Annotated in this window: 28 protein-coding genes, 1 pseudogene and 1 riboswitch; of the genes and pseudogenes, 16 read left to right on the top strand and 13 right to left on the bottom strand. The window is 60.8% G+C overall.

Annotated elements, in window-relative coordinates:
• Nucleotides 1-16 precede the first annotated feature (16 nt).
• The 3 genes from AD665_RS09160 to AD665_RS09170 all read left to right on the top strand — a co-directional run bounded on the left by AD665_RS09160 (nt 17) and on the right by AD665_RS09170 (nt 2,859).
• A complete protein-coding gene (locus AD665_RS09160; protein ID WP_024778115.1) occupies nt 17-982 on the top strand; it encodes a 2-hydroxyacid dehydrogenase in 966 nt (321 codons plus the stop codon).
• A 33-nt stretch (nt 983-1,015) separates the two neighbouring features.
• Nucleotides 1,016-2,014 carry a methyltransferase gene (locus AD665_RS09165; RefSeq protein ID WP_024778116.1) on the top strand — a complete coding sequence of 333 codons (999 nt, stop codon included), beginning with the start codon at nt 1,016-1,018 and terminating at the stop codon, nt 2,012-2,014.
• Between the two features lie 50 nt (nt 2,015-2,064).
• Nucleotides 2,065-2,185: riboswitch (yybP-ykoY riboswitch) on the top strand.
• An 89-nt stretch (nt 2,186-2,274) separates the two neighbouring features.
• On the top strand, nt 2,275-2,859 hold the full coding sequence (locus AD665_RS09170) for a TMEM165/GDT1 family protein (protein ID WP_024778117.1): 585 nt from the start codon (nt 2,275-2,277) through the stop codon (nt 2,857-2,859).
• 137 nt (nt 2,860-2,996) lie between these two features.
• Here the strand turns inward: AD665_RS09170 and AD665_RS09175 are convergent, their stop codons facing one another.
• Nucleotides 2,997-3,812 (bottom strand): M48 family metallopeptidase, encoded by an 816-nt coding sequence (locus tag AD665_RS09175; protein ID WP_053191804.1) that lies wholly within the window; start codon nt 3,810-3,812, stop codon nt 2,997-2,999.
• Between the two features lie 1,303 nt (nt 3,813-5,115).
• Between AD665_RS09175 and AD665_RS28115 the strand changes: the two are divergent.
• Both AD665_RS28115 and AD665_RS28120 read left to right on the top strand, forming a co-directional pair.
• Nucleotides 5,116-5,310 (top strand): annotated as a pseudogene (locus AD665_RS28115) (HAMP domain-containing protein); the annotation flags it as partial.
• Between the two features lie 114 nt (nt 5,311-5,424).
• Nucleotides 5,425-6,168, top strand: a complete 744-nt coding sequence (locus AD665_RS28120) for a methyl-accepting chemotaxis protein (RefSeq protein WP_392397197.1) — start codon at nt 5,425-5,427, stop codon at nt 6,166-6,168.
• A 58-nt stretch (nt 6,169-6,226) separates the two neighbouring features.
• On the opposite strand, the gene AD665_RS09185 is transcribed toward AD665_RS28120, so the two are convergent.
• Genes AD665_RS09185 through AD665_RS09195 form a run of 3 tightly spaced genes read right to left on the bottom strand, consistent with a single transcriptional unit; the run spans nt 6,227 to nt 7,339 of the window.
• Entirely contained in the window at nt 6,227-6,850 is a 624-nt protein-coding gene (locus AD665_RS09185; RefSeq protein WP_024778120.1) for an SOS response-associated peptidase, read from the bottom strand.
• A 35-nt stretch (nt 6,851-6,885) separates the two neighbouring features.
• A complete protein-coding gene (locus tag AD665_RS09190) occupies nt 6,886-7,146 on the bottom strand; it encodes a putative signal transducing protein (RefSeq protein ID WP_024778121.1) in 261 nt (86 codons plus the stop codon).
• Nucleotides 7,147-7,156: 10 nt separating this feature from the next.
• A complete protein-coding gene (locus tag AD665_RS09195; RefSeq protein ID WP_033034358.1) occupies nt 7,157-7,339 on the bottom strand; it encodes a CPXCG motif-containing cysteine-rich protein in 183 nt (60 codons plus the stop codon).
• A gap of 140 nt (nt 7,340-7,479) precedes the next feature.
• Here AD665_RS09195 and AD665_RS09200 point away from each other — a divergent pair, with 140 nt between their 5' ends.
• On the top strand, nt 7,480-8,646 hold the full coding sequence (locus AD665_RS09200; protein ID WP_053191808.1) for a 1-acyl-sn-glycerol-3-phosphate acyltransferase: 1,167 nt from the start codon (nt 7,480-7,482) through the stop codon (nt 8,644-8,646).
• A gap of 74 nt (nt 8,647-8,720) precedes the next feature.
• Here AD665_RS09200 and AD665_RS09205 read toward each other — a convergent pair whose 3' ends face one another.
• Nucleotides 8,721-9,005 carry a hypothetical protein gene (locus AD665_RS09205; protein WP_024778124.1) on the bottom strand — a complete coding sequence of 95 codons (285 nt, stop codon included), beginning with the start codon at nt 9,003-9,005 and terminating at the stop codon, nt 8,721-8,723.
• 292 nt (nt 9,006-9,297) lie between these two features.
• Between AD665_RS09205 and AD665_RS09210 the strand changes: the two genes are divergently transcribed.
• On the top strand, nt 9,298-9,504 hold the full coding sequence (locus AD665_RS09210) for a hypothetical protein (RefSeq protein ID WP_024778125.1): 207 nt from the start codon (nt 9,298-9,300) through the stop codon (nt 9,502-9,504).
• Between the two features lie 67 nt (nt 9,505-9,571).
• On the opposite strand, the gene AD665_RS09215 is transcribed toward AD665_RS09210, so the two are convergent.
• Nucleotides 9,572-10,156, bottom strand: a complete 585-nt coding sequence (locus AD665_RS09215; protein WP_024778126.1) for a YajG family lipoprotein — start codon at nt 10,154-10,156, stop codon at nt 9,572-9,574.
• A 201-nt stretch (nt 10,157-10,357) separates the two neighbouring features.
• Between AD665_RS09215 and AD665_RS09220 the strand changes: the two genes are divergently transcribed.
• Together AD665_RS09220 and mqo are read left to right on the top strand one after the other, a co-directional pair.
• The gene (locus AD665_RS09220) at nt 10,358-10,591 is read left to right on the top strand and encodes a hypothetical protein (RefSeq protein WP_053191810.1); all 234 of its coding nucleotides are present in this window, start codon (nt 10,358-10,360) and stop codon (nt 10,589-10,591) included.
• Nucleotides 10,592-11,326: 735 nt separating this feature from the next.
• Nucleotides 11,327-12,832, top strand: a complete 1,506-nt coding sequence (gene mqo / locus AD665_RS09225) for a malate dehydrogenase (quinone) (protein ID WP_053191812.1) — start codon at nt 11,327-11,329, stop codon at nt 12,830-12,832.
• Nucleotides 12,833-12,889: 57 nt separating this feature from the next.
• On the opposite strand, the gene AD665_RS09230 is transcribed toward mqo, so the two are convergent.
• From AD665_RS09230 to AD665_RS09240, 3 genes are all read right to left on the bottom strand, one after another.
• Nucleotides 12,890-13,351 carry a hypothetical protein gene (locus AD665_RS09230; RefSeq protein WP_053191814.1) on the bottom strand — a complete coding sequence of 154 codons (462 nt, stop codon included), beginning with the start codon at nt 13,349-13,351 and terminating at the stop codon, nt 12,890-12,892.
• A gap of 186 nt (nt 13,352-13,537) precedes the next feature.
• Nucleotides 13,538-13,825: a PA4642 family protein gene (locus AD665_RS09235; RefSeq protein WP_024778130.1), complete on the bottom strand. Its 288-nt coding sequence runs from the start codon at nt 13,823-13,825 to the stop codon at nt 13,538-13,540.
• A 61-nt stretch (nt 13,826-13,886) separates the two neighbouring features.
• Entirely contained in the window at nt 13,887-14,372 is a 486-nt protein-coding gene (locus AD665_RS09240) for a hypothetical protein (protein WP_024778131.1), read from the bottom strand.
• Nucleotides 14,373-14,588: 216 nt separating this feature from the next.
• Here AD665_RS09240 and dauA point away from each other — a divergent pair, with 216 nt between their 5' ends.
• A complete protein-coding gene (gene dauA / locus AD665_RS09245; RefSeq protein WP_053191816.1) occupies nt 14,589-16,328 on the top strand; it encodes a C4-dicarboxylic acid transporter DauA in 1,740 nt (579 codons plus the stop codon).
• A 115-nt stretch (nt 16,329-16,443) separates the two neighbouring features.
• Here dauA and AD665_RS09250 read toward each other — a convergent pair whose 3' ends face one another.
• Both AD665_RS09250 and AD665_RS09255 read right to left on the bottom strand, forming a co-directional pair.
• Complete coding sequence (locus AD665_RS09250) at nt 16,444-16,917, bottom strand: WbuC family cupin fold metalloprotein (RefSeq protein WP_024778133.1); 474 nt, start codon at nt 16,915-16,917, stop codon at nt 16,444-16,446.
• A 3-nt stretch (nt 16,918-16,920) separates the two neighbouring features.
• Entirely contained in the window at nt 16,921-17,478 is a 558-nt protein-coding gene (locus AD665_RS09255; RefSeq protein WP_024778134.1) for a hypoxanthine-guanine phosphoribosyltransferase, read from the bottom strand.
• Between the two features lie 162 nt (nt 17,479-17,640).
• On the opposite strand from AD665_RS09255, the gene upp reads away from it, so the two are divergent.
• A complete protein-coding gene (gene upp, locus AD665_RS09260; RefSeq protein ID WP_024778135.1) occupies nt 17,641-18,279 on the top strand; it encodes a uracil phosphoribosyltransferase in 639 nt (212 codons plus the stop codon).
• Between the two features lie 2 nt (nt 18,280-18,281).
• Nucleotides 18,282-19,556, top strand: coding sequence for a uracil-xanthine permease family protein (locus tag AD665_RS09265; RefSeq protein WP_053191818.1), 1,275 nt, complete (start codon nt 18,282-18,284; stop codon nt 19,554-19,556).
• Nucleotides 19,557-19,684: 128 nt separating this feature from the next.
• Here the strand turns inward: AD665_RS09265 and hemH are convergent, their stop codons facing one another.
• Complete coding sequence (hemH, locus tag AD665_RS09270; protein WP_053191820.1) at nt 19,685-20,710, bottom strand: ferrochelatase; 1,026 nt, start codon at nt 20,708-20,710, stop codon at nt 19,685-19,687.
• A gap of 13 nt (nt 20,711-20,723) precedes the next feature.
• Nucleotides 20,724-21,623: a TIGR01777 family oxidoreductase gene (locus AD665_RS09275; protein ID WP_053191822.1), complete on the bottom strand. Its 900-nt coding sequence runs from the start codon at nt 21,621-21,623 to the stop codon at nt 20,724-20,726.
• A 196-nt stretch (nt 21,624-21,819) separates the two neighbouring features.
• On the opposite strand from AD665_RS09275, the gene AD665_RS09280 reads away from it, so the two are divergent.
• From AD665_RS09280 to phrB, 4 genes are all read left to right on the top strand, one after another.
• A complete protein-coding gene (locus AD665_RS09280) occupies nt 21,820-22,806 on the top strand; it encodes an NAD(P)/FAD-dependent oxidoreductase (protein WP_024778139.1) in 987 nt (328 codons plus the stop codon).
• A 177-nt stretch (nt 22,807-22,983) separates the two neighbouring features.
• A complete protein-coding gene (locus tag AD665_RS09285; protein WP_024778140.1) occupies nt 22,984-23,946 on the top strand; it encodes a YbgA family protein in 963 nt (320 codons plus the stop codon).
• Entirely contained in the window at nt 23,946-24,884 is a 939-nt protein-coding gene (locus tag AD665_RS09290; protein WP_024778141.1) for a MerR family transcriptional regulator, read from the top strand. The genes AD665_RS09285 and AD665_RS09290 overlap by 1 nt, the downstream gene beginning before the upstream one ends.
• Before the next feature lie 12 nt (nt 24,885-24,896).
• The gene (gene phrB, locus AD665_RS09295; protein WP_024778142.1) at nt 24,897-26,351 is read left to right on the top strand and encodes a deoxyribodipyrimidine photo-lyase; all 1,455 of its coding nucleotides are present in this window, start codon (nt 24,897-24,899) and stop codon (nt 26,349-26,351) included.
• Nucleotides 26,352-26,360: the final 9 nt, after the last annotated feature.

Consider the following 26,360-nt stretch of genomic DNA (forward strand, 5'->3'; position numbering starts at 1 on the left):
ACAAAAGGTACAGTTGATGACGAACACCGTCCGCGCCGTCTTTCTCGACCACCCGTCCCTGGATCTTGGCGACCTGGACCTGGAGGCGCTGCGCAACTGCTTCAGCACGCTGCACTTGTTTGCGCGCACTACACCGGACCAGGTGATCGAACGACTCAAGGGCGCCACCGTGGCGATCACCAACAAGGTCGTGATCGATGCCGCCGCCATGGCCGCCAGCCCCGAATTGAAGCTGATCCTGATCAGCGCCACCGGTACCAACAATGTTGACCTCACGGCCGCTCGCCATCACGGTATTACAGTGTGTAACTGCCAGGGCTACGGTACGCCATCGGTCGCCCAGCACACGATCATGCTGTTGCTGAACCTGGCGACGCGACTGGCCGATTATCAGAAGGCGGTGGGCGACGGGCGTTGGCAAGAGGCCTCACAATTCTGCCTGCTGGACTATCCCATCGTCGAACTGCAAGGCAAGACCCTGGGCCTGCTGGGCCACGGCGAACTGGGCAGTGCCGTCGGGCGGCTGGCGGAAGCCTTCGGCATGCGCGTGCTGTTGGGCCAGATCCCCGGACGTCCTGCCCGTCCTGACCGCTTGCCGCTGGATCAGCTGTTGTCGCAAGTCGATGCCCTGACTCTGCACTGCCCACTCAATGAACATACCCGCCACTTCATCGGCGCGCGGGAACTGGCGACGCTCAAGCCCGGCGCTTTCGTGATCAACACCGCCCGTGGTGGCCTGATCGATGAACAGGCCCTGGCTGACGCCCTGCGCAACGGTCACCTGGGCGGCGCGGCCACCGACGTGCTGAGCGTGGAGCCGCCAACCCAGGGCAATCCGCTGCTGGCCAGCGATATTCCCCGCCTGATCATCACGCCTCACAACGCCTGGGGCAGTCGCGAGGCGCGGCAACGGATCGTTGGCCAACTGACTGAAAACGCCCAAGGCTTTTTCAGGGGTACAGCGCGACGGGTCGTCAGTTGATAAACTGCCGCACTTTTTTTCAAGGAGCAGACCATGGATCCGCGCAGTGAAGTACTGCTTCGTCAGCCCGAACTATTCCAGGGGTCGGTCCTGCTGGCCGGCCTGCCCGCCGACGACCTGCTCGGCCGCTTGCCCGACGCCCATGGCTGGTGCTGGCATGCAGGCGATCAGGCCGCACTGGACGCCCGCTTCCCCGAGCGCAGCCACTTTGGCGTAGACGCCCCTTCCCGTGGGTTCGACAGTGCGGTGGTGTTCCTGCCCAAGGCCAAGGACCTGACGGACTACATCCTCAATGCCGTGGCCTCGCGCCTGGGCGGTCGTGAAGTGTATCTGGTGGGGGAAAAGCGCAGCGGCATCGAAGGGGCTTCCAAGCAGCTCAACCCGTTCGGCAAACCGCGCAAGCTCGACAGCGCGCGGCATTGCCAGCTGTGGCAGGTCACCGTCGCCAACGCTCCAGAGGCCAAGCCCCTGGAAAGCCTGGCCCAGACTTACGAGCTGCCCCTGGAGGAAGGTCCGCTGAAGGTCATCAGCCTGCCGGGGGTGTTCAGCCACGGTCGCCTGGATCGCGGCAGTGCGCTGCTGCTCGAACACCTGGATAAATTGCCCAGCGGCCACCTGCTGGACTTCGGATGCGGTGCCGGTGTGCTCGGGGCAGCCGTCAAGCGTCGTTATCCGCACAACACCGTCACCTTGCTGGATGTGGACGCTTTCGCCGCCGCCAGCAGTCGCCTGACCTTGGCTGCCAACGGCCTGGAAGCTGAGGTGCTGACCGGTGACGGTATCGATGCCGCGCCGATGGGCCTGAACGCGATTCTGAGCAATCCGCCGTTCCATGTTGGCGTCCACACCGATTACTACGCGACGGAAAACCTGCTGCGAAAAGCGGCCAAACATCTGAAAAACGGTGGGGAATTGCGCTTGGTTGCGAACAGTTTCCTCAAATACCAGCCGCTGATCGAAGAACATCTGGGCGTGTGCACCATCAAGGCCGAGGGCCAGGGCTTTCGCATCTACCGGGCCAAGCGCGGTTGAAAGCTTTTTAAGACACAGCACTTGCCCAATCGGATTTGCCTAGGCAGAATCCGCAGCGTCCTAGGGGAGTAGTCTCCCGCGAGCACCCTGCTCGCCCGGCATACGTCAACATACTTGGTCAGCAGACCATGGCGTATGCGGCCCAAGCGTCCGGAACCGGTCGCAGGGTTTGACAAGACCTATGACACGCACACCTTACCCGGGGCGGGGAGGCTGTACGTGTCATAGCCGTGTTGACCCGCCCCTCTAGGAATCACCTGATGCTGGACTCTTTCCTCGTACCCACCACCATCGTTGCGCTGGCCGAAATCGGCGACAAGACCCAATTGCTTGCGCTCGTCCTGGCGGCTCGTTTTCGCAAACCCTGGCCGATCATCGCCGGCATTGTCGCCGCGACCCTGGCCAACCATGCGGCAGCCGGAGCCGTGGGGGCCTGGGTGGGCAGTATTTTCTCGAATGCGGTGTTGCACTGGATCCTGGCAGCGAGCTTCGCCGCCACCGCGCTGTGGACGCTGGTTCCCGACAAACTGGACGACGAAGAAGCGAGCACCGCGCGCAAGTTCGGCCCCTTCCTGACCACGCTGATCGCGTTTTTCCTGGCGGAAATCGGCGACAAGACCCAGATCGCCACCGTGATGCTCGCCGCGCAGTACCCGCAATTGTGGCTGGTGATCATCGGTACCACCGTGGGCATGCTGATTGCCAACGTGCCGGTGGTACTGGCCGGCAATTTCGCCGCCGATAAGCTGCCGCTCACCCTGATCCGCCGCCTGGCCGCCTCGGCATTCTTCATCCTGGCGATTGTGGCGGTGTACAAGGCAATGCAAAGCAGTGGCTGGGTTTAAACCGTGTGATCATTCATCGCGAGCAGGCTCGCTCCCACATTGGGCGCCGGTGTCCACAAAAAATGTGGTCACTGCAAATCCCTTGTGGGAGCGAGCCTGCTCGCGATGAGGCCAGTGGCCTCACCGCATAAGAAAGGTTACTTCTTGGCCTTCTGGTAAAGCGGCATCACCTTTGGAATCGCCGCCTGCAACGAAGCGATCCGGCTGCTGGACGCAGGGTGAGTGCTCATGAACTCCGGTGGTGCGCCTTCCGAGGCCTTGCTCATCTTGTTCCACAAGGTGATGGCGGCGTTCGGGTTGTAGCCGGCGCGAGCGGCCAGTTCGAGGCCGATCAGGTCGGCTTCGTTTTCGTTGGCACGGCTGTTGGGCAAGGTCATGCCGTAGTTGGCCACGGTATCGGCCAGCGCCAGGCTGTCCTGGCTCAGGCCGAACAAGGCACCAGCGCCCTGCTTGGCCATCTCGATGCCGTAGGCCTTGGACATTGCTTCACGACCATGCTCACGCAGGGCGTGGGCGATTTCATGGCCCATGACCGCAGCAATTTCATCGTCGGTCAGCTTCAGCGAGTCGATCAGCCCGGTGTAGAAAATGATCTTGCCGCCGGGACCGCAGTTGGCATTGAGCTCGTCGCTCTTGATCAGGTTCACTTCCCACTTCCACTGCGCCGAGTCCGGGCGGAACACCGGGGCCTGGGCAATCAGTCGGTCGGCAATGGCCTGGACGCGCCTGGCTTCTTTGCTGGTCTTGTCCAGCACACCCTGGGTGTTCGCCTCGCCTACGGTCTTCTGATAGGACTGGGCGTACATCTGGTTGACCTCATCGGTCGACAACATGCTGAACATGTACTGTTTGCGTTCAACGCCCACAGCGCCGCCGCTGGTGGTATTAACCGATTGGCAACCGGCAAGCAACAGGCTCGTGCCGAGGACACTTGCCATCAACGTCTTGTGCATATTAAAGCTCCCTGGAAACGTGGTCGTATCCTATGCGGTGATTTGTATCGGCGCCAGATATACAACGATGGATTACAGCTATTTCGGACAGCCCCCACCTCCACTCCATTAGCGACATTCACGATTCAAAAACAGTCACCCGACGAACAACACCTCATGCCAGGCCCTATGAACGCCGATACAAGCTTCAGACGTCATTCCCGCGTCCGGAGCCTTTATGAAATTCAAGTCGATCCAGTTTTCCGTGGCCGCCCTGGCCGGGGCCATCGTGCTCAGCGTGGTCGGGGCCCTGGTCCTGTACGCATTGTTCGCCGGGGCCCGCACCCAGGACATGGTGCAACAACGGACCAAGGCGCAGTTTGAACAACTCATTGAACAACGCCTCAGTGCCCTGGCCCGAACCCAGGCCAGCCTGATCCAACGGGAACTGGAAGCCCCATTGCAGCTCGCCAAGGGGCTTGCCACCACGAACGCGCTGATGGGCATGAAGGGCACGGACGGCAACCCGCAGTTGAAGATTGCTCGCGAGCAGATGATCAGCCTGCTGCGCGAAACCGTCGTGCGCAATCCCAAAGTCCTTGGCGCCTACATCGCCTGGGAACCGAACGCCATCGACCACGATGACGCCAACTACGTCAACAGCCCCGTCGTGGGCATGGAAACCAACGGGCGTTTCCTGCCGTGGTGGTTCCGCAATCAGGACGGCACCCTGGGCCTGGAAAAACTTGCCGACGTGACTGATCAGAAGTTGCTGTCCACCGGTATCCGCGCCAGCGAGTACTACCTGTGCTCCCAAGACAGCAGGAAAGCCTGCGTCATCGACCCGGCGCCCTACCGCGTCGGCGACACCATGACCATGCTCGCCTCGTTCATCGAGCCGATTCTCATCGATGGCAAATTCCAGGGCATCGCCGGCGCGGATCTGTCGGTGAACTTCATCCAGGACATGCTCGTGGCCGCCGATGCCAAGCTGTACAACGGCGCCGGGGAGCTGGCGTTGCTCTCCAGCAACAACCGGTTCGTAGCGTTCACGAAGGATCCGGGCAAACTTGGAGAAAAAGCCAGCGACCTGCTCGACGCCAGTGAGCTGGACAACCTGGGCAAGCTCGGTATGGGCGAGGTGCGTTATGACATCGATGAAGAGCACGGGCACATCGAAGTGTATATGCCGTTCGGCATTGGCGAGACCAACGCCCGCTGGACGCTGATGCTGCAATTGCCGCTGAATGCGGTGATGGCCGACCTGCAAGCGCTGCAGAAAGATCTGAACGACCGGCGCCAGTCCGACATTTTCGGCATGGCGATGGTGGGCCTGGCGATTGCCGGTATCGGCTTGCTGGTGATCTGGCTGGTGGGCCATGGCATTGCCCGGCCACTCAAGCAAATGGTGGCAATGCTCGATGATATCGCCCAGGGTGAAGGTGACCTGACCCGTCGCCTGGTGAGCGATCGCGCCGACGAGTTGGGGGCGATTGCCAGGGGCTTCAACACGTTCCTGAGCAAGCTGCAGGGGATGATCACCCAGGTGGTGACCTCGGTGCAGAGCGTCAGCGACTCATCGGAGCACACCGCCGACATCGCGATCCGCACCAACCAGGGCGTGCACAAGCAGATGTCGGAAATCGACCAGGTCGCCACCGCCGTACACGAGATGACCGCTACGGCTCAGGATGTGGCCCGCAACGCAACCCAGGCCGCCCAAGCCGCCAGTCACGCCGACCAGGCAGCCAGCCAGGGCATGCAGATCGTACGGGATACATCCACGTCCATCGGCGCCCTGGCCGTTGAAATCGGCAAGGCAGTGGGCGTGGTACAGACCCTGGCCAAGGACAGCGAGAACATCAACGCAATTCTCACCGCTATTCGTGGCATCGCCGAACAGACCAATCTGCTGGCGCTCAACGCCGCCATCGAAGCCGCCCGGGCCGGTGAACAGGGCCGCGGATTCGCCGTGGTGGCTGACGAAGTGCGCAACCTGGCGCAGAAAACCCAGCAGGCCACGGAAGAAATCCAGTCGATGATCCAGCAATTGCAGCAGGGTACCCGGGACGTGGTACGGGTGATGGAAGACAGCCAGCACCGCACCGATGAAAGCGTGCAACATGCGGCAAAAGCGGCCCAGGCCCTGGAAACCATCACCCAGGCGGTGTCGGTGATCAACGACATGAACACCCAGATCGCCAGCGCCGCCGAGGAACAAAGCGCCGTGGCCGATGACATCAACCGCAACGTCATCAACATCGGGCAAGTGGCGAACGAAGTGGCGGGCGGCGCGGATGAGTCCAGCGCGGCCAGTGCTGGCTTGACCAAACTGGCAGAGCAGCAGCGGCGGCTGATCAATCAGTTCAGGGTTTAACGGAGAACCCCTGTGGGCGAGCCTGCTCGCGATAGCGGCAGTAAAGGCGCCACAGGCCTCAAGCCGGGGTCAGGCATTCCGGTCCGTTGAGTTTCGGGTCGTTGACCATGTTGGCCAGCACCCGCTCACGCAGTTGCGCCGGTTCACTTGCCAGCAACCCTTGCAAGGCATACAGGGGCGTTTCGGGATCGAGCCACAGGCGTTGACCCTCTTCGTCCAGGATCAACGGCCTGCGCTGCCCCGCCGCCGGCTGGGTGATGACCGCCGTGCTCAGCCATACCTGCTCCTGCACTGGATACGCTTCCCAGATCGCGGCAAAGCACAACGACGAGCCCTCGCCCGGCGTCAGCCAGTAGGGGCGCTTGCGCGTGCCGCCGCGCCACTCGTAAAAACCGTTGGCCGGCAACAGGCAGCGACGCAGGCGCAAGGCTTCACGGAACATCGGCTGCTCGGCCACGGTTTCAGCCCTGGCGTGAGCCGGGGTACGGGACAGATCAGTCAGCCATGCGGGCGTCAGGCCCCAGCGCGCACGGGCCAACTCGCGCTGCCCCTCGGCACCGGCCCGCAGCATCAATACCGAATCGTTGGGCGAAATATTCCATTGGGCCTTCTGGTCGGCAGGAAAGCCGGGCAAGGCCGCGAAAGCGGGGTTCCAGCGAAACAGGGCATAACGTCCACACATGGGGTAACACGACTCTTGATCGAACGGCCGCCAGCCTAACAGACCAACGTGCCGGGATAGCTCTCCGGCTCATCGCCGGGCACTGGCATCGCCGCATTGTACGCGACGATCAGTTCCCGGGCGTATTGCGCCTGCTCGTCGTCCACCGTCAGCCCCAGCAGGCCCTGCATCGGCAACTCGCCCGCTCCACCCACCAGGTCACGCCCCACCAGATACGCCGTGATGCCCTCGCTGGCGAGCATGCCTTGCAGCAGCTCGCCCTCCATCAGGTTTTCAAGCTCGTAGATTCTTTGCATGGCGCCCCCATCAATCGTTTTCGCTAGAGACCTCGAGAAACCAATCCTCGCCATGCACCTGCAAGTTAAAGTTGATCGGTCGACAACACACCTGACAATCCTCGATATAGACCTGATCCCCGCCGGACAGATCCACGGTCGTCTCAACCTCTTCCCCACAATACGGACAATCATAAAGAGCGGTTTCCAGCATCGCGGTCTCCCAGGTGACTTGTGCGTATAATCGCCGGTCTATTTGCAGGGCTATTTTCGTCTGGCTTATCTTCCAGGCCGTGCCCCGTCGTTTTTTCGATCGAACCTTTAACTTACCCTAGCCGTTTCCAACAAGAGAGCATGATGGGCGAATTCGATGCCATCCGACCTTACGACGACAGCGAAGTCCCAGCAGTGCTGGCCCGGCTGCTCGGCGACAAGGCGTTTCTAGATATCCTCACCCACTTCCGCTTCCCGCGCCTGGCCGGCGCCTTCGGCTGGATACTCAAACCTCTTATAGCGCAAAGATTGCGCCGTGAGTTCGCCAGCGTGACATCGGTCGCCACTTTGCAGGATAAAGTGGAGTTCTACGTCGACCACACCATCGAGCGCGCCACAGACGGCGTGACCTACACAGGGGTGGAGCAGTTCAAGTCCGGCAGTGCCTACCTGTTCATCGCCAACCACCGAGACATCGTGATGGACCCGGCCTTCGTCAACTATGCGGTGTATCACGCCGGCCTGCCGACCCCGCGCATCGCCATTGGCGACAACCTGCTGCAGAAACCTTTTGTCAGCGACTTGATGCGCCTGAACAAGAGCTTCATCGTGCACCGCTCCATCACCGGGCGACGGGAGAAGATGGCGGCCTACCAGTTGCTGTCAGCGTATATCAACCACTCGATCCGCAACGACTGCGCCTCGATCTGGATCGCCCAGGCCGAAGGGCGGGCCAAGGACGGCGACGACCGTACCGAATCGGCCATCCTCAAGATGTTCCATATGAGCCGCAAGGACGAGCCATTCGGCGAGGTCATCCAGTCGCTGAACCTCACCCCGGTGTCGATCAGCTACGAATACGACCCGTGCGACCAGGCCAAGGCTCGCGAACTGTACATCCGCGCCACCACCGGCACCTATACCAAGGCACCGGGCGAAGATGATGTGAGCATTGCCAAGGGCATCACCGGCTACAAGGGCCGGGTGCATGTGAACTTTGCTGCGCCGATCACCGAGCTGTTCGAGGACACCAAGCAGTTGGCCCAGGAGATGGATCGGCAGATTCTCGGCGGTTATCGCCTGTTCCCGGTGCATTACCTGGCTTACGCCCAATGGGCCGACGCCGATCCGCAGTTGCAGGTGCCGAAGGCGGCCGAGGTATTCGGTGCCGATGAAATGGCCAAGGCCCAGGAAGAGTGGCAACGCCGGCTGGATGCGTGCCCGGCGGAACACCGCCCATTCCTGGTGCTGCAATATGCAACGCCGGTGCGTAATCAGTATCGGGTCAAGGCGGGGTTGGGGTTGTAAGACGACGCAGGGCCCTGTGGCGAGGGGATTTATCCCCTCGCCACAGGAGCAACTTTGCTACAGGTCAGGTCATCTCAACCGACCTGCGTGCTGATCCACGACACCAGCAACGCCAGCGCCAGGCAGCCAAAACCGAACCGGTAGAAAAACCGGTTCATGCGCTGGGTCGCCAGATCCAGCAGCGCTTCGAAGCGTTCTTCACTATTGCGATTGCCTGCTTGCAGGTTCGCTCGCGCCCGTTGTTCACGGCGGCGCGTCGCATGCAACACCCAACCGCCAGGGCAGGCAAACAACAAGGCGAACAGGTTGATCAGTTTGGCCGGGTGGAGAGCGAACAACGAAAGCAGATGCAACGACATCACAAACCTCAAGGGGAAACGAAACGGGACACGCCCGGGACCTGCGAGCAAGGCGCGAATTCTACCGAAAGCCCACCGCCCTGCCCTGTTTTTTCCGACCTGTGGGAGCAAGGCTTGCCCGCGATGAAGGCGCCTCGATCCTTGGTAAACCGCGTCAGCTTCATCGCGGGCAAGCCTTGCTCCCACAGAGCTTCGTTGCTGCGGGGCTGAGCTACGGACTCACGTTCACCGTCACGGTTTCGTCATCTGGATAAGCCACCCTGTCGCCCTCCAAACCTGCACGGACCCCGTCATGCTCCACGCCGAAAACCAGGATCGCCTATACCTCATCACGCCCAGCGACGAACAGCAGAACCTCGTCGGCAGCCTGTCCTTCAACGTACAGGACCCGCATTGGCTGGTGTATTGCGTCCTCGGCGGTCATCAACATGCCGACCTGCCGGAGACTGACCTGCTGACGGGCATCAGTATGCTGGAACTGTATTCACAGGCTGCCTAGAAAAGTCGCGAAAAAACCTGAGGGAGCGAGCCTGCTCGCTCCCTCAGGTGGGGGTCCGCCCCGGATCTTACTCAGCCAGCACCTGACCAATGGTCGGGTCCTTGAACAGTCGGGTCAGGGCGTCGCTCAACACATCGCTGACCAGCTTGGTGTTGGTGTCCTGGTTGGGCGCCATGCCGAAACGCTGGTCCAGCGAAGACCCATAACGACCGCTGTAACGGCGATTGGCGTTCTGCACATCAGAACGGAAAGTCGCACCAATGGTGGCTTCGGTCACGTACATGCCTTCCTTGGGCGATTGATACTTGAGTTCGGCCAGGGTTACGGTCAGTTGTGGTGCATTCATAGCGTTCGCGGTAGGGGTGAAGCCCAGCAAACGCACTGCGGCTTCAGCCTGGGCTTGCAGCTTGGGCAGGATCTGCGCGCCCTGTACCGTGATCACGCTGGTTTCCGGATACAGCCCGCCGCGGGTACCGAGCGTCGGCGACGGTCGACCGTCCACCACCCGTACCACCACCGGCTGGCCATGCCCCACAGGCGCCAGCTGGGCGTTGAGCCTGGGTTCCGGGTTAAGTTGTTGCGGGCTGTGGGCGCAGCCGACAAGGGTCAGACTGGTCACAGCGATCAAACCGAACAACAGGCGTTGCAACATGCTCTTCTCTCCAGAATCGGGCACTGACAGACCCGCAGTATAGCGGTGCGCCATCGCGGCGAACCAGCCGAATGAATACTGAAATTTCTGACATGTGCCGCCAATGCCGGTTCCTGTCACCCCTTTGTCACGGTCCTTACACCGGCATGTCATGGCTAGCTGTCAGGCTGTCCACAAGCTCCCCGACACGGAAATCCGGCCATGCGTCTTCTTATCTCTTTGTTCACCCCACGCCCACAGCATCGCAGCTTTGCCCTGCTGGATCGCAACGGCCGCTGCCAGGCGTTCAAGCAATGCAGCCTGCAACCCATGGGTGAAGGCTGGGTGGAAATCGAGGAAATCCGCCTCAACTGGCTGAATCAGCCTTTACCCGCGAGCGCCCGGGTACAGCCGCTTCGTAGTCGCGCGCGCAGTCGCCAGTTGTTGGCCATCTGACCGAATGGCTAATAAAAGTCATTAAACACGACCATTTTCCTGCGTTTCTTCGTTACAATCTCCCCCCGATTATAAGGACGTCTCCTGATCGGGCCTCGCAACACCGCTGATACGCCAGTTTCGGCACCCCGCATCGCCCACAGAGAGCCGCCCACACAGATCGAGTGAAGCTGGCGCGCCTGCTGTTTCCGGGCCAATCACCACTTTTCGCGAATCTGCGGAGCTGTCATTACGCTCGGTCACTGAGCTGTCTGACCGTTTTGCCTGTCATGTACTGCATGGGGCAAGCAATCCGGACACGGTGCCTGGCTGGGACAGCCCTTTTTTGAGGTTCACGTCTTCAAAAGAGCGTGAAAAAACGGGTTTTCACAACTTCACAAGAGTGTGGCGAGCAAATGAAAAGTTTTGCGTCTGAACAAGCACCATTGGCGTCTGAAACAGCCCAACGACACAGGACCGGATATCGCTCAAGAACCGGCGCCTGAAGCCTGTCCACTACGGATTTGGTTGCACGAACGGATGTCTCGGCCATAAGTCGAATTGCCTGCCCGGCGCTGAAATGAGTTCATGTGACTCTTGAGGCCAGGCGGCATGCATCCGTAGCAGTTGCAAAAAATTGCGAAGATTCGGACATGGCGATCCTGGCCATGGGTACCTGGGGCACAACCGACCTGCCCCGTCACTCCTGGCCGCTATGCCGACAATTTGGTGCTGCAGATTTTGGAGACGCGTTAAATGGCGCATAACGAAGCAGTCGATGTAGTTCTGGTAGGGGCCGGCATCATGAGTGCCACCCTGGCCGTGCTGCTCAAGGAGCTCGACCCCGCGATTTCGCTGGAAGTCGTCGAGCTGATGGATTCCGGTGCCGCGGAGAGTTCCAACCCCTGGAACAACGCCGGTACCGGCCACGCCGGTCTGTGTGAGCTGAACTACACGCCGCAGGCGGCCGATGGCAGTGTCGACATCAAGAAAGCCGTGCACATCAACACTCAGTTCGAGGTGTCGAAGCAGTTCTGGACGTACCTGACCAGGAAAGGCACGTTCGGCTCCTCCAAATCCTTTATCGCCCCGGTGCCGCACCTGAGCTTTGTGCAGGGCGAAAAAGGCGTGTCCTTCCTGAAGAAGCGCTTCGAACTGCTGAGCCAGCATCATGCCTTCGCCGACATGGAATACACCGAAGACAAAGGCAAGATGGCCGAGTGGATGCCGCTGATGATGCCGGGCCGTCCGGCCGATGAAGTCGTTGCCGCCACCCGCGTCATGAATGGTACCGACGTCAACTTCGGAGCCCTGACCAACCAACTGCTCAAGCACTTGACCAGCGCCCCCGATACCCAGGTCAAATATTGCAAGCGCGTCACCGGCCTCAAGCGCAACGGCAGCGGCTGGACCGTGAGTATCAAGGACGTCAACTCCGGCAGCAGCCGCGACGTCGATGCCAAATTCGTATTCCTGGGTGCCGGTGGCGCGGCATTGCCGCTGCTGCAAGCCTCGGGCATCGAGGAAAGCAAGGGCTTCGGTGGCTTCCCGGTCAGCGGTCAATGGCTGCGTTGCGACAACCCGGAAGTGGTCAAGCACCACCAGGCCAAGGTCTACAGCCAGGCTGCGGTGGGCTCGCCGCCCATGTCAGTGCCGCACCTGGATACCCGCGTGGTCGATGGCAAGAAATCCCTGCTGTTCGGGCCATACGCCGGCTTCACCACCAAGTTTCTCAAACACGGTTCGATCATGGACCTGCCGCTGTCGGTCCGCGCCGGCAACATCGGCCCGATGCTGGCTGTGGCCCGCGACAACATGGACCTGACCAAGTACCTGATCAGCGAAGTGATGCAATCCATGGAGCAGCGCCTGGAGTCCCTGCGGCGCTTCTACCCCGAGGCGAAAGCCGAGGACTGGCGCCTGGAAGTGGCCGGCCAACGGGTGCAGATCATCAAGAAAGACCCGAAAAAAGGTGGCGTCCTGCAGTTCGGCACCGAGCTGGTGGCAGCCAGGGACGGCACCCTTGCCGCCCTGCTTGGCGCATCGCCAGGTGCTTCGGTGACCGTTTCGATCATGCTGGACCTGATCGAGCGCTGCTTCCCGGACAAGGCCAAGGGAGCGTGGGCTGCCAAGCTCGCGGAAATTTTCCCGGCCAGGGAAAAAGTGCTGGAAACCGACGCGGCCCTGTATCGCAAGATCAACGCGCAGAACAACATCGCGCTGGAACTGGTTGAAGACAGCAAGGCTCAAAGTTACGCCTGACACTGTCTCGTTATAAATAAAAAGCCTCCGATGATGGAGGCTTTTTATTTTCCGCGCTTATTTCATGCTGAACCTGATGCGTGTTCCGCCGTGACGAACGTAATCGTCGTCATCATCAACTTCAAACAACTCTGCGACACAGACATCTTTGGGCTGTGCATCGACCCAACGACGATAAGGCATTGTCTGCTCATCTCTCACCGGAGCCTTAGCGATGTGCCCGAAACTGAAATGGCACTTGCGACGACCTTGCGTATAGGTAAAAGACTCACGCTCGGCGCGCGATTGTGGCAGGTAATAGGTCAGCTCCTGACTTGCGCCGGGACTTACCGAAAAGCTGTGACCTGCATTGGCCGGGTCCTGGGTCCAGGTGAAGTCGCTACCTGGAACAATCATTGCCGACGTTGCATTGAATATTTCCACATTGACGATCTCATCGAACGCATTGGAAACCGAACTTGCCAGGCAACCGAGCAAGGCCAACATCGCCCCGGCGATCCATTTGCTTTTATCTTCCATGATGAATACAGCTCCATTAAAACGATTGAATTGAAACCATTCGGCTTCAACGCAAAAGTAATGGAAATCAAACTGAAACAGAACAGTCCGAATGGTGACATAACCTTTCGGACACTTCTTAAAAGACTATGTGAACAACCAAGAGAAACGATCAAACGCCTCGAAAGACGTTAACCCGTTCCAGGCTCAACCGCGCGCTTTGTTGAACAACTCGATGTATTCCTCGGCATTACGCTGATCCTGGATCAACGCAACGAAATCGTTACCATGCTCATCCTTGCCATTGAGATCATAGCCAGCTTCGACGAAGAAGGTCAGGAAACGCTCGAAATCATCGACCCGCAGGCCACGGTAGCCCTTGATGAGTTTGTGCAACGACGGCGAGGTGGCATCGACCGGTTCGAAATTGAGGAACAGCTTGATCTGCTCATCGCCAATCTCGTCACCAATCACTTGTTTTTTGTCTTTACGCATTGCCGGCTCCAACTCGCACAATTCACGGGGCGGGCAGTTTACCCCTGGCAGGCCCCGACGCTCAACGCGGACGTACCGCTCCAGTATGTAGGTCAGCCCAGACATGGCCGTTGGCGTAGCTGAGGAACTGTACATACACGGTGTCGTTGCGCAGCAGATCGATGACCGCCTGATAATGCGTTTGTGGATAAGACAGGGTCAGGGTCTTGCTGGTCTCGTCGAAGACCGGTTTCTTCAAGCTCTTGCTTTCGCCATCGAAGCTGAGGATCACCTGATTGAGGGTGGCGCCCTTGTTCAACGGCTTGCCCTTGAGGCGCACCAGCAACGGCGAAGTCACCGGTATCGGTTGCTGGTTGGACTGACGCTGATTACCCAGTACCACCGAGTACTCGGTGACTTGCAACAATTGCTGCTGCTCAGGCTGTTCCTGGCGTACCGCCAGGTCATCGGGCGGCAGGAACTGGCTGTGCATCGGCGTGGCAACGGCCACCAGCGGCAGACTGGAAATCAGAAGCAAGGCAGCACGGCGACGGATCGATACAGTCATGACAGGCTCCGGAGTCTTGGCCCGGCACTCTAGCATGAGCATGGCCCGCAAAAATAAACGATCTGGGTCAATACATCCGCGCCAAGAGCACGGCATACTCCAAGAGCCATCAGCCTGACATTACACAGTACTCCCTGTGGTGAGGGGATAATTTCCCTCACCACAGGGAGTACTGCCGGGATTTCGGCATTACCCGTTCATTTTTGAGGAGTGCCCATGTCCTTCTCCACCCCACCTCTATTCGCCGCCTGGCGCCAAAGCTGGCGGGCCGGTTATACCCTTGAACGCCTGCGGGGCGACCTGGTGGCCGGGCTGACGGTCGGGATCATCGCCATCCCCCTGGCCATGGCCCTGGCAATCGCTGTCGGCGTCCCTCCGCAACACGGCTTGTACACAGTGCTCGTGGCCGCTCCGTTGATCGCCCTGACCGGCGGCTCGCGTTTCAACGTGAGCGGGCCGACAGCGGCATTCGTGGTGATCCTGCTGCCCATCACCCAACAATACGGGACAGGCGGCCTGCTGTTGTGCACGATGCTGGCCGGGCTGATTCTGATCGCCCTGGGACTGATGCGTGCCGGACGGCTGATCCAGTACATCCCCTACCCCGTCATCCTCGGCTTCACCGCCGGCATCGGCGTGGTCATCGCCACCTTGCAGTTGAAGGATCTGCTGGGCCTGACGACTGCCGGTCAGGCCCGGCACTACATCGAACAACTGGGCGAGCTGATCGTGGCCCTACCCAGTGCCCACCTCGGTGACAGTCTCATCGGTGCAGTGTGCCTGACCGTCCTGATCGTCTGGCCGCGCTGGGTACCGCGGGTGCCAGGCCATCTGGTCGCCCTGCTGGTCGGGGCGCTGCTGGGGCTGGCGCTGGAACGCGGTGGGTGGCCGGTGGCGACGCTGGGTGAACGCTTCAATTATGTCGTCGATGGCATCAGCCACCCCGGGATTCCACCGTTCCTGCCGAGCTTCGACTGGCCCTGGAATCTTCCTGACGGCCAGGGTCGTCCATTGGTGCTGTCCTATGACCTGATCCGCCAGTTGCTGGGCCCCGCCTTCGCCATCGCCATGCTCGGTGCCATCGAGTCGCTGTTATGCGCCGTGGTGGCAGACGGCATGACCGGCAGCAAACACGATCCCAACGCCGAACTGATGGGCCAGGGCCTGGGTAACCTGGTGGCACCACTGTTCGGCGGCATCACCGCCACCGCCGCGATTGCCCGCAGCGCCACCAATGTGCGCAGCGGCGCGTTTTCGCCCCTGGCCTCGATCATCCACAGCCTGGTGGTGCTGGTGGCGATTGTGCTGTTGGCGCCGCTGTTCAGCTATTTGCCGATGGCCGCACTGGCGGCGCTACTGGTGATGGTCGCCTGGAACATGAGCGAAGCCGGGCATACGCTGCACACCTTGCGCATCGCCCCGCGCAGCGATGTACTGGTGTTGCTGACCTGTCTCGGCCTGACGGTGCTGTTCGACATGGTTCTGGCCGTTTCTGTCGGCCTGCTGCTGGCGGCCGGGCTGTTCATCAAGCGCATGAGCGAGCTGACCGACAGCGCCGAGCTGCCGCGGCACTTTCATCAAGCCTTACAGGACATGCCCGAACATGTGCGTTGCTACGAAATTCGCGGCCCACTGTTCTTCGGTGCGGCAGAAAAGGCCCTGGATGTGCTGCGCAGGTTTGATCCGGGGGTCCGCGTCGTGGTGGTGGAAATGAGCGCCGTGCCGATGCTCGATATGACCGCACTGGCGGCATTTGAAAATATTCTGAAGGACTACCGCAAGCACGATATCGGCCTGATCCTGGTAGCGACCACCCCGCGAGTGCGCCTGAAGCTACGCCGCGCCGGCATCCATCGCGAACAGCGCCAACTGGCGTATGTGCAGACTCTGGAGCAGGCACGGATCAAGAGTGAGCATTGGCTGGCGGCTTGTGGGAGCAAGGCTTGCCCGCGATGAAGCTGACGCGGTCTGCCTTCGAAACCGAGGCGCCTGTTTCGCGAGCAAGCTTTGCTCCCACAAAAGCCCTGCGCTCCCGCGGGGATAACCCCCCTTGCCACAGGGGGGCGGTGCGTCAGTCGAACTGCGCGCGCATCCAGGCGTGGTATTCAACCACGCCCGGCTCGCCTTCCCGGGGAGCCCAGTGGGCCAGCTCGCCTTCGCCCACGGGCCGGTAGGGGCCGGCCTTGCACTCGAACATCAGGCTGTCGGCTTCCAGCACCACCAAGCCGTGATACACGCCCGCTGGCAGGTCGACGCCGAGGCAATCGCCTCCGGCCTGTAGAATGCGCTTGTCCGTCACCGTACCGGCGTCATCAAAGATCAACACACCCAGACGCCCCCTGAGCACCAGCAAGGTTTCTGCCTTGTCGGCACTGAGGTGGCGATGGGGCGGGATGTACGTGGAAGGTTGCAACCCCACCGCCATGCGGTGGCAGGGTTCGTCCATCTGATGGAAGTTGTGGTGCTGCCGCCCACGAGGGCTGGCCGCGGCTTTCTCGGCCAGCTCATCGAACAATGTTTGATCCAGGAACCCCGGCCGAGTCATCGATCACATGCCCTTGACGGCGAAAATACCGTTGGCGTTGCGCCAGTAACCTTTGTAGTCCATGCCATAACCGAAGATGTAACGGTCGATACAGGGCAGGCCGACGAAATCGGCTTTCAGATCGGGACGGGCCTTGCGGTCGTGTTCCTTATCGATCAGCACGGCGGTGTGCACCGCGCGGGCGCCGGCATGCCGGCAGAAGTCGATGATCGCACCCAGCGTATGTCCCTCGTCGAGAATGTCGTCGATGATCAGCACGTCGCGGTCGATGAACGAGACTTCCGGCTTGGCTTTCCAGAACAGGTCACCGCCGCTGGTTTCGTTGCGATAACGGGTGGCATGCAGGTAAGAGGCCTCCAGCGGGAAGTTCAGGTAGGTCAGCAGCTTGCCGGAGAAGATCAGCCCGCCGTTCATGACACAGAACACCACCGGGTTGGAATCGGCCAGTTGGTCGTTGATTTGCGCACCGACCCGGGCAATGGCCGCTTCGACTTCGGCTTCGGTGTACAGGCAGTCAGCCTCCGCCATGATTTTACGGATGTGTTCGAGATCAGCGGACATGGCGCTCTCCAGGGGTGGCAGGTCGGAAAAGCGGGCAAAGGTACGCATCCCGCCCGGCCAGATCAAGGGTTTGTGGACTAACGTTCTGTATTGTCTATAGGACAAGCCTTCGGGATAGATTAATCTAGCCCGGTTTTTTTGCCCGCCGCCGGAGTCTTCCCCATGCCCATCCTCGAGATCCGCCATCCGCTGATCAGACACAAACTCGGCCTGATGCGTCGCGCCGATATCAGCACGAAGAACTTCCGCGAGCTCGCCCAGGAAGTCGGTGCGCTGCTCACTTACGAAGCCACCAAGGACCTGCCGCTGGAATCCTACGAGATCGACGGCTGGGCCGGTGCGGTCCAGGTGGAGAAAATCGCCGGCAAGAAGATCACCGTAGTGCCGATCCTGCGCGCCGGCATCGGCATGCTCGAAGGCGTGCTGAGCCTGATCCCGGGTGCCAAGGTCAGCGCCGTGGGCGTGGCTCGCAATGAAGAAACACTGCAGGCCCACACCTACCTGGAAAAACTGGTACCGGAAATCGACGAACGCCTGGCCATGATCATCGACCCGATGCTCGCCACCGGCGGTTCCATGGTCGCCACCATCGACCTGCTGAAAAAGGCCGGTTGCCGCGATATCCGCGCCATGGTCCTGGTCGCCGCCCCCGAAGGCATCAAGGTCGTACAGGACGCTCACCCGGACGTGACCATCTATACCGCCTCCATCGACCAGAAACTCAACGAGCATGGCTACATCATCCCGGGCCTGGGCGATGCCGGCGACAAGATCTTCGGCACCAAGCAGAAGGACGCCTGAGCATGCAGGACGAGTTCAACGATCCGCTCTGGCGCCAGGTACTGTCCGGCGCACAGATGCTGTTCGTCGCCTTCGGCGCCCTGGTGCTGATGCCGCTGATCACCGGGCTGGACCCGAACGTCGCGCTGTTTACCGCAGGTCTGGGAACGATCCTGTTCCAGATCGTCACCGGGCGGCAGGTGCCGGTGTTCCTGGCGTCGAGCTTTGCCTTCATCACCCCGATCATTCTCGCCAAGGGCCAGTTTGGCCTCGCGGCGACCATGGGCGGCGTGATGGCGGCCGGTTTCGTCTATACCTTCCTGGGCCTGGCCGTGAAGATCAAGGGCACCGGCTTCATCGACCGCATGCTGCCGCCAGTGGTCATCGGCCCGGTGATCATCTCCATCGGCCTGGCGATGGCGCCGATTGCCGCGAACATGGCGATGGGCAAGGCCGGCGACGGTACTGAACTGATTCACTACCAGACCGCGATGATGATCTCGATGCCGGCCCTGCTCACCACGCTGATCGTCGCGGTGTTCGGCAAAGGTATCTTCCGTCTGGTGCCGATCATTTCCGGCGTGCTGGTGGGCTTTGCCATGGCGTTTTTCTTCGGCGTGGTGGACACCGCCAAGATCGCTGCCGCACCGTGGTTCGCCCTGCCGGCCTTCACCGCCCCCGCGTTCAACTGGCAGGCGATCCTGTTCATCGTACCGGTGGCCCTGGCGCCGGCCATCGAGCACATCGGCGGGGTGATTGCCGTGGGCAGCGTGACCGGTCGCGACTATCTGAAAAAGCCCGGCCTGCATCGGACCCTGCTTGGTGACGGCATTGCCACCACCGCAGCCGGTCTGTTTGGCGGTCCGCCCAATACCACCTACGCCGAAGTCACCGGCGCGGTGATGCTGACCAAGAACTACAACCCGAAAATCATGACCTGGGCGGCGATCTTCGCCATCGCCCTGGCCTTCATCGGCAAGTTCGGCGCGCTGCTGCAAAGCATTCCGGTACCGGTCATGGGCGGGATTCTGTGCCTGTTGTTCGGTTCGATTGCGGCGGTGGGCATGAACACCCTGATCCGTCACAAGATCGACCTGGGCGAAGCGCGCAACCTGGTGATCGTTTCGGTGACGCTGGTGTTCGGCATCGGTGGCGTGCTGGTGGGTACCGGCACCGGCCCGGATGACTTCGGCCTCAAAGGCATTGCGCTGTGCGCCGTGGTGGCGATCGGGCTGAACCTGCTGCTGCCAGGTAACGATGGTTGGAAGCAGAAGAAGGCGGATGAACCGCTGCTCTGAGATGTTGCCTGACATGGCCCCATCGCGAGCAGGCTCGCTCCCACACTGGATCTCGGTTGGTCACAAAATCTGTGTACACAACCCACCCCATGTGGGAGCGAGCCTGCTCGCGATAGGGCCCGTGAATGTTACAACGCGATCGGCGCCCGTTCGCACAACGTGCTCAACGCCTCGGCCCATTGCGGCTGATCATTGAGACATGGCACCAACACCAACTCCTCTCCACCGGCCTCGCGGAACTGCTCTTGCCCGCGATCACCGATCTCCTCCAGGGTCTCGATGCAGTCGGCCACGAATGCCGGGCACATCACCATTACCTTCTTGACCCCGCTTTTGGCCAATTCCTCCAGGCGCGCTTCGGTGTAGGGCTCGATCCATTTGGCCCGGCCGAGTCGGGACTGGAACGATACCGACCATTGACCGTCCTTGAGCCCCATCTGCCGGGCGAACAGCTCGGCCGTGCGAATGCACTGGGCGCGGTAGCACGTCGCAATGACCTCCGGCGGCGCATTCTTGCAACAGTCGGCGTCCTTGAAGCAATGGAACCCTGTCGGGTCCAGCTTGGTCAGGTGCCGTTCCGGCAAGCCATGGAAGCTCAGCAGCAGGTGATCGTAATTCTGCATCAGATAGGGCTTGGCACTGGCAACCAGAGCGTCAAGGTATTCCGGCTGATCGTAGAACGGCTGGAGAATCGAGAACTGCACGTCGAGATTCTTTTCCCGCACGACCCGCTTGGCCTCTTCGACCACAGTGGTGATGGTGCTGTCAGCGAACTGCGGATACAACGGCGCCAGCGTGATCTTCTTGTGCCCCTGATTCGCCAGGCGCACCAGAGCCGACTCAATGGACGGCTCGCCGTAACGCATCGCCAATTCCACCGGACCTTGGGTCCACTGGGCAGCCATCGCCTGCTGCAGCCGGCGGCTGAGCACCACCAGCGGCGAACCTTCCTCCCACCAGATCGAGGCATAGGCACGGGCCGATTGCTCGGGGCGCTTGATCAGAATCAGCGACACCAGTAAACGTCGCACCGCCCAGGGCAGGTCGATGACGTACGGGTCCATCAGAAATTGATTGAGGTAGCGGCGTACATCGGCCACCGAAGTGGAGGCAGGCGAACCCAGATTCACCAGAAGCAACGCGTGATCGGTCATGCAACGTCCTATTTCAAAAGCGGCCGGACAAATCGTCCAGTGCCGCAGGCAAATCCGTGAATCGGAAAGTGAAACCCGCCGCCTGCAACCGTGCCGGCGTGGCGCGCTGGCCGCCCAGCAGCAGCGACGACAATTCTCCCAGTGCGACTTTCAATACCAGCTCCGGCATCGGCATCACGGCGGGCCGATTCAACACGTGCCCCAAGGCCTTGGCGAAATCGCGGTTACGCACCGGGTTCGGCGCACAGGCATTATAGGGACCGCTGGCGCCATCGCGGTGCAGAAGAAAATCAATAAGCGCGATTTGATCGTCGATGTGGATCCATGGCATCCATTGCCGCCCGTTACCGATACGCCCGCCCAGCGCCAGTTTGAAGGGCAATAGCAGCCGCGACAAAAAGCCGCCCTCGGCGGACAGCACCAGGCCGGTGCGGATCAGCACCACGCGTATGCCCATGGCCTCGGCCCGTTGCGCGGTTTCTTCCCAGGCGATGCACAGTTGGCTGGCGAAATCCTCGCTGACCGGCCCCGACTCCTCGGTCAATTCCCGTTCGCCGCCGTCGCCGTACCAGCCCACCGCAGAACCTGAAATCAACACGGCGGGTTTCTGTTCGCAGCGCTCCATCCACGCCAGCAAAACTTCGGTCAGGGTGACGCGACTGCTCCACAACAACATCTTGCGCTTATGGGTCCAGGGCCGATCGGCAATCGGCGCGCCCGCGAGGTTGACCACCGCGTCCACCGGCTCGTCGATCTCATCGAGCTTGGCGATTCCCCGCACTTGCGCGCCGCAGATTTTGGCCACCTCTTCGGCTCGGCGGCTCCATACCGTCAAACGATGTCCCTGCTCCGACCAGAGGCGGCAGAGCTGACGTCCGATCAAACCAGTACCGCCGGTCAGCAATATGTGCATGAGATGTTCCTCGCAGCGCGTTTTACCCGGCCCACTAGTCTATTTTTATAAGCAGGGATTTTTCGTATCGGACAGGGTCTGTGTTTAACAATAGGTCAACCTGTCCAAACGCGAACGGTAAAACTTATACCAAGAACCCGAATTGTACAGGTTTAAACGACGGCGTAGTCTGTACAGAAAGGTAAACGAGGCCCTCATGACTGTACCCATCGCAATCATCGGCACCGGCATCGCCGGACTCTCAGCCGCCCAGGCCCTGACGGAGGCCGGGCATATCGTTCAACTCTTCGATAAAAGCCATGGCAGCGGCGGACGCATGTCCAGCAAACGCAGCGACGCTGGCACACTGGACATGGGCGCGCAATATTTCACCGCCCGTGATCGCCGCTTCGTCACCGAAGTCCAGCGTTGGCAAGCCAACGGCTGGGCCGCGGAGTGGAACCCGCAACTCTACAACTTCCAGGACGGACAACTGACCCCCTCCCCGGACGAACAGACCCGCTGGGTCGGCACCCCACGCATGAGTGCCATCACCCGCGCCTTGCTCGGCAAATTGCATGTGCAGTTCTCCTGCCGGATCACCGAGGTCTATCGCGGCCAGGAACACTGGCACTTGCAGGACGCGGAAGGCTTCACCCATGGCCCCTTCGGCCAGGTTGTCATCGCCACGCCCGCGCCCCAGGCCACCGCATTACTGGCGGCCGTCCCGAAACTGGCCGGGGTGGCTGCCGGGGTGAAGATGGACCCCACCTGGGCCGTTGCCCTGGCTTTCGAACAAGCGCTGGATACGCCCATGGAAGGCTGCTTCGTGCAGGACAGCCCCCTCGACTGGCTGGCGCGCAACCGCAGCAAACCGGGACGCGACAGCGATCTCGATACCTGGGTATTGCACGCCTCCAGCGACTGGAGCCGGCAGCACATCGACCTGCCCAAGGAAGCGGTGATCGAACATCTGCACGGTGCCTTCGCCGAACTGCTGCACAGCGCCATGCCCGCCCCGAGTTTCAGCGTGGCCCATCGCTGGCTCTATGCCCGCCCTGCCGGCAACCATGAATGGGGTGCCTTGGCCGATGCAGATCTGGGTCTGTACGTCTGTGGCGACTGGTGCCTGTCCGGCCGGGTCGAAGGCGCCTGGCTCAGCGGCCAGGAAGCCGCGCGACGCTTGCACGCCAGCCTCCAGTAGATTGCGCCCCCTTCGTGCTACCCGCTGCTGTCGAACGAGACGGCAGCCTGCCCGTAAATAACGCCAGCGGCCGTTCCTGTCATGCAAACCGGGTTGACTTGTACCGCGGTGGATCTATGATGAATAAAATTGTACAAACAAACACATTATGTACAAGTTTATACACCAGAGGTCCCCATGCCCGACTCAACCGCCATCCGCCCGAAAATTGCCATCAGTGCTTGTCTGATGGGAGCAGAAGTTCGCTTCAATGGCGGGCACAAGCAATCGCAGCTGTGCAGCCGTCTCCTCGCGGAGCATTTTGATTTCGTGCCGGTCTGCCCGGAAGTCGCCATCGGCCTGGGCATTCCGAGAGAACCGATCCGGTTGGTGGGTAATCCCGAGCAACCCGATGTGGTCGGTACGGTGACACAGGACCTCAACGTGACCCGCCCTTTGATCGATTACGCTCGGCAAATGGCTGCGGAACTCGATGACATTTGTGGTTACATCTTCATGCAGAAATCGCCGTCATGCGGACTGGAGCGGGTCAAAGTCTATGACCATAACGGCGTGTCACAGCCAGGTGGCGGACGCGGTGTCTACGCCCAGGCATTCTGCGACCTCCACCCGGACCTGCCGGTGGAAGAAGACGGCCGCCTCAACGATCCGGTACTGCGAGAGAATTTTCTGACCCGGGTATTCGCCTACGCTGCCTGGCAGCCGCTACGCCGCAAGGGCCTGACCCGGCGAGACCTGATCGAGTTCCACTCGCGTTATAAGTACCTGCTGATGGCTCACAACCCTGTGCAATACAAGATCCTCGGCAACCTGTTGGGCAGCATGGGCAAGACCGACCCCAATGAGCTGGGCCCGCGATACTTCAGCGCATTGATGGCCGCCCTGAAAAAATGCGCCACCCGTCGCACCCATACCAATGTGTTGCAGCACCTGAGCGGTTATCTCAAGCGCGCCATCGATGCCGAGGACAAGCAGGAAGTTCAGCATCTCATCGCCCAGTACCGCCTCGGCATCGTACCGCTGGTAGTGCCGCTGACACTGCTCAAACATCACCTTCGCCAACATCCCGATCCCTACCTGGCGCAGCAAGTCTACCTGCAACCGCACCCGGAAAATCTCAGTTTGCGGAACGCCATCTGATGAAAGGCGATACCGACTCCAGCGCTCGTGAAGACCTTGGCGCCGATTTCGCCCAGGCCCTGGCGGACGGCTGGCTTCCCATACGCGAAGTGGCGCGGAGAACCGGTGTCAACGCCGTGACGTTGCGGGCCTGGGAACGCCGCTACGGCCTGATCGTGCCGTTACGCACGCCCAAGGGACACCGGTTGTTCAACGCCGAACATGTGCAGCGAATCCAGAGCATCCTCACCTGGATCGACCGGGGCGTGACGGTCAGCAAGATCAAGCCCTTGCTCGATACTCCACAACCCTGCACCGAGCCACTGGACAGCGATTGGCAGAGTCAGCGTCACGCCCTCACCCTGGCTGTGACGCAACTGGCCGAGCGCCAGGTCGACGACGTGGTCAATCAGGCCATGGGCTTGTACCCACCCTGGACCGTGTGCGAACAATTGCTGTTGCCCTTGCTGGAGGAGTTGCAATTGCGCTGGCAGGGTCAGTTCGGCGCACAGTTGGAACGGGTGTTCCTGTACTCCTGGCTGCGCAGCAAATTCGGCAGTCGGATCTACCACAACAACCGTCAGCTCCGCGGCGCGCCGTTGCTGCTGGTCAACCATTCGGACGTTCCCCTGGAACCCGGCCTGTGGCTCACCGCCTGGCTGGCGAGCAGCGCCGATTGCCCGGTGGAGGTCTTCGACGGGCCGATACCGGCAGGCGAACTGGCCTTGGCGGTCGAACGCCTCAAGGCCCGCGGCGTACTCCTGTATTCCAGCCACGCCATGAACCTGTCCCAACTGCCCAGGCTGCTTAATGGAGTCGACTGCCCGATCATCATTGCCGGCACCGCAGCCTCGATCCATCACGCCAAATCACCCGCCGGCGGCTCGATGAAAGACATCATCTGGGCCGAAGACCCGCTATCGGCTTACCGCGAGCTGAGTCACAGAGCACTCCTTTGAAATGGAACCCCCATGCAACTGATCTGGCTGCGCAGCGACCTGCGCCTGAACGACAATACCGCGCTGGCCGCAGCTGCCGCCGCGGGGCCTTGTGTGGCGGTGTACCTGACGAGCCCGGGGCAATGGCGTGTCCACGATGACGCACCGTGCAAGATCGATTTCTGGCTTCGCAATCTGGCTTCGTTGAGCGCAGCCTTGGCCGAACTGAACATCCCCTTGCTGATCCGCCCCGCGCCGCACTGGGATCAGGCGCCGTCGGCACTGCTCACCCTGTGCCGCGAACTGAGCATCAATGCCGTTCATGTGAACGAAGAATACGGGGTAAATGAAACCCGGCGCGATGCCGAAGCAGCCCAATGCCTGAAAGCCAACGGCATCGACTTTCACAGCTATCTCGACCAGTTGCTGTTCAAGCCCGGCAGCGTACTGACCCGGACCGGCAGTTATTTCCAAGTGTTCAGCCAGTTTCGCAAAGTCTGCTACAGCCGCCTGCACCTTTCGCTGCCGAAGCTGATCCGCGCACCGTCCCGGCAGGCACCAACCAATATCCACAGCGACCCGGTGCCGACTCAGGTAGAAGGCTTTGCTCTTCCCGGCGATTCCCTGCGCGCCCTCTGGCCCGCCGGTGAAAACGAAGCCCGGCGACGCCTCGACACCTTTGTCGATCAACACCTGGACTTCTACCAGAGCGAACGGGACTTCCCGGCCAGGCCCGGTACCAGCCAGCTTTCAGCTTACCTGGTCGCTGGCGTAGTCTCGCCGCGCCAGTGCCTGCACGCAGCATTGCAAGCCAACCAGGGTGAATTCGAGAGCGGAAATGTCGGTGCTGTGACCTGGATCAATGAATTGCTCTGGCGCGAGTTCTATAAACACATTCTGGTGGGCTTTCCCCGTGTGTCCCGTCATCGCGCATTCCGCCCGGAAACCGAAGCCCTGGCTTGGCGCAATGCGCCTGAAGAACTGACTGCCTGGAAGCAGGCACGCACCGGTCTGCCGATTATCGATGCAGCCATGCGCCAGTTGCTGGAAACAGGATGGATGCACAACCGCTTACGGATGGTCGTCGCGATGTTTCTCACCAAGAATCTGCTTATCGACTGGCGCGAAGGCGAGCGCTTTTTCATGCAACACCTGATCGACGGAGACCTGGCCGCCAATAACGGTGGCTGGCAATGGAGCGCCTCCACCGGCACCGATGCGGCGCCCTGGTTCCGCATCTTCAACCCATTGAGTCAATCTGAAAAATTCGATCGTAAGGGCCTGTTTATCAAACGCTGGTTACCTGAGCTGAACGATCTTGATGAGCAACAGGTCCATAACCCTTTGGACGGGTTGTTTAACAGGGCGGACTATCCGGCTCCAATCGTCAATCTCAGCCAATCCAGGGAGCGTGCGCTGGGGGCTTTCAGGAATCTGCCAACGCGACAACAGGCCATGATTGAAAAGCCGGGCGATCAGCGAACATGAAACTATCGC

It is taken from the genome of Pseudomonas corrugata, assembly GCF_001269905.1.
Taxonomy (GTDB): domain Bacteria; phylum Pseudomonadota; class Gammaproteobacteria; order Pseudomonadales; family Pseudomonadaceae; genus Aquipseudomonas; species Aquipseudomonas corrugata.

Coding starts and splice junctions, on each gene's coding strand:
- AD665_RS09160 (WP_024778115.1), top strand. CDS start 17: ATGACGAACACCGTCCGCGCCGTCTTTCTCGACCACCCGTCCCTGGAT.
- AD665_RS09165 (WP_024778116.1), top strand. CDS start 1,016: ATGGATCCGCGCAGTGAAGTACTGCTTCGTCAGCCCGAACTATTCCAG.
- AD665_RS09170 (WP_024778117.1), top strand. CDS start 2,275: ATGCTGGACTCTTTCCTCGTACCCACCACCATCGTTGCGCTGGCCGAA.
- AD665_RS09175 (WP_053191804.1), bottom strand. CDS start 3,812: ATGCACAAGACGTTGATGGCAAGTGTCCTCGGCACGAGCCTGTTGCTT.
- AD665_RS28120 (WP_392397197.1), top strand. CDS start 5,425: ATGTCGGAAATCGACCAGGTCGCCACCGCCGTACACGAGATGACCGCT.
- AD665_RS09185 (WP_024778120.1), bottom strand. CDS start 6,850: ATGTGTGGACGTTATGCCCTGTTTCGCTGGAACCCCGCTTTCGCGGCC.
- AD665_RS09190 (WP_024778121.1), bottom strand. CDS start 7,146: ATGCAAAGAATCTACGAGCTTGAAAACCTGATGGAGGGCGAGCTGCTG.
- AD665_RS09195 (WP_033034358.1), bottom strand. CDS start 7,339: ATGCTGGAAACCGCTCTTTATGATTGTCCGTATTGTGGGGAAGAGGTT.
- AD665_RS09200 (WP_053191808.1), top strand. CDS start 7,480: ATGATGGGCGAATTCGATGCCATCCGACCTTACGACGACAGCGAAGTC.
- AD665_RS09205 (WP_024778124.1), bottom strand. CDS start 9,005: ATGTCGTTGCATCTGCTTTCGTTGTTCGCTCTCCACCCGGCCAAACTG.
- AD665_RS09210 (WP_024778125.1), top strand. CDS start 9,298: ATGCTCCACGCCGAAAACCAGGATCGCCTATACCTCATCACGCCCAGC.
- AD665_RS09215 (WP_024778126.1), bottom strand. CDS start 10,156: ATGTTGCAACGCCTGTTGTTCGGTTTGATCGCTGTGACCAGTCTGACC.
- AD665_RS09220 (WP_053191810.1), top strand. CDS start 10,358: ATGCGTCTTCTTATCTCTTTGTTCACCCCACGCCCACAGCATCGCAGC.
- mqo (WP_053191812.1), top strand. CDS start 11,327: ATGGCGCATAACGAAGCAGTCGATGTAGTTCTGGTAGGGGCCGGCATC.
- AD665_RS09230 (WP_053191814.1), bottom strand. CDS start 13,351: ATGGAAGATAAAAGCAAATGGATCGCCGGGGCGATGTTGGCCTTGCTC.
- AD665_RS09235 (WP_024778130.1), bottom strand. CDS start 13,825: ATGCGTAAAGACAAAAAACAAGTGATTGGTGACGAGATTGGCGATGAG.
- AD665_RS09240 (WP_024778131.1), bottom strand. CDS start 14,372: ATGACTGTATCGATCCGTCGCCGTGCTGCCTTGCTTCTGATTTCCAGT.
- dauA (WP_053191816.1), top strand. CDS start 14,589: ATGTCCTTCTCCACCCCACCTCTATTCGCCGCCTGGCGCCAAAGCTGG.
- AD665_RS09250 (WP_024778133.1), bottom strand. CDS start 16,917: ATGACTCGGCCGGGGTTCCTGGATCAAACATTGTTCGATGAGCTGGCC.
- AD665_RS09255 (WP_024778134.1), bottom strand. CDS start 17,478: ATGTCCGCTGATCTCGAACACATCCGTAAAATCATGGCGGAGGCTGAC.
- upp (WP_024778135.1), top strand. CDS start 17,641: ATGCCCATCCTCGAGATCCGCCATCCGCTGATCAGACACAAACTCGGC.
- AD665_RS09265 (WP_053191818.1), top strand. CDS start 18,282: ATGCAGGACGAGTTCAACGATCCGCTCTGGCGCCAGGTACTGTCCGGC.
- hemH (WP_053191820.1), bottom strand. CDS start 20,710: ATGACCGATCACGCGTTGCTTCTGGTGAATCTGGGTTCGCCTGCCTCC.
- AD665_RS09275 (WP_053191822.1), bottom strand. CDS start 21,623: ATGCACATATTGCTGACCGGCGGTACTGGTTTGATCGGACGTCAGCTC.
- AD665_RS09280 (WP_024778139.1), top strand. CDS start 21,820: ATGACTGTACCCATCGCAATCATCGGCACCGGCATCGCCGGACTCTCA.
- AD665_RS09285 (WP_024778140.1), top strand. CDS start 22,984: ATGCCCGACTCAACCGCCATCCGCCCGAAAATTGCCATCAGTGCTTGT.
- AD665_RS09290 (WP_024778141.1), top strand. CDS start 23,946: ATGAAAGGCGATACCGACTCCAGCGCTCGTGAAGACCTTGGCGCCGAT.
- phrB (WP_024778142.1), top strand. CDS start 24,897: ATGCAACTGATCTGGCTGCGCAGCGACCTGCGCCTGAACGACAATACC.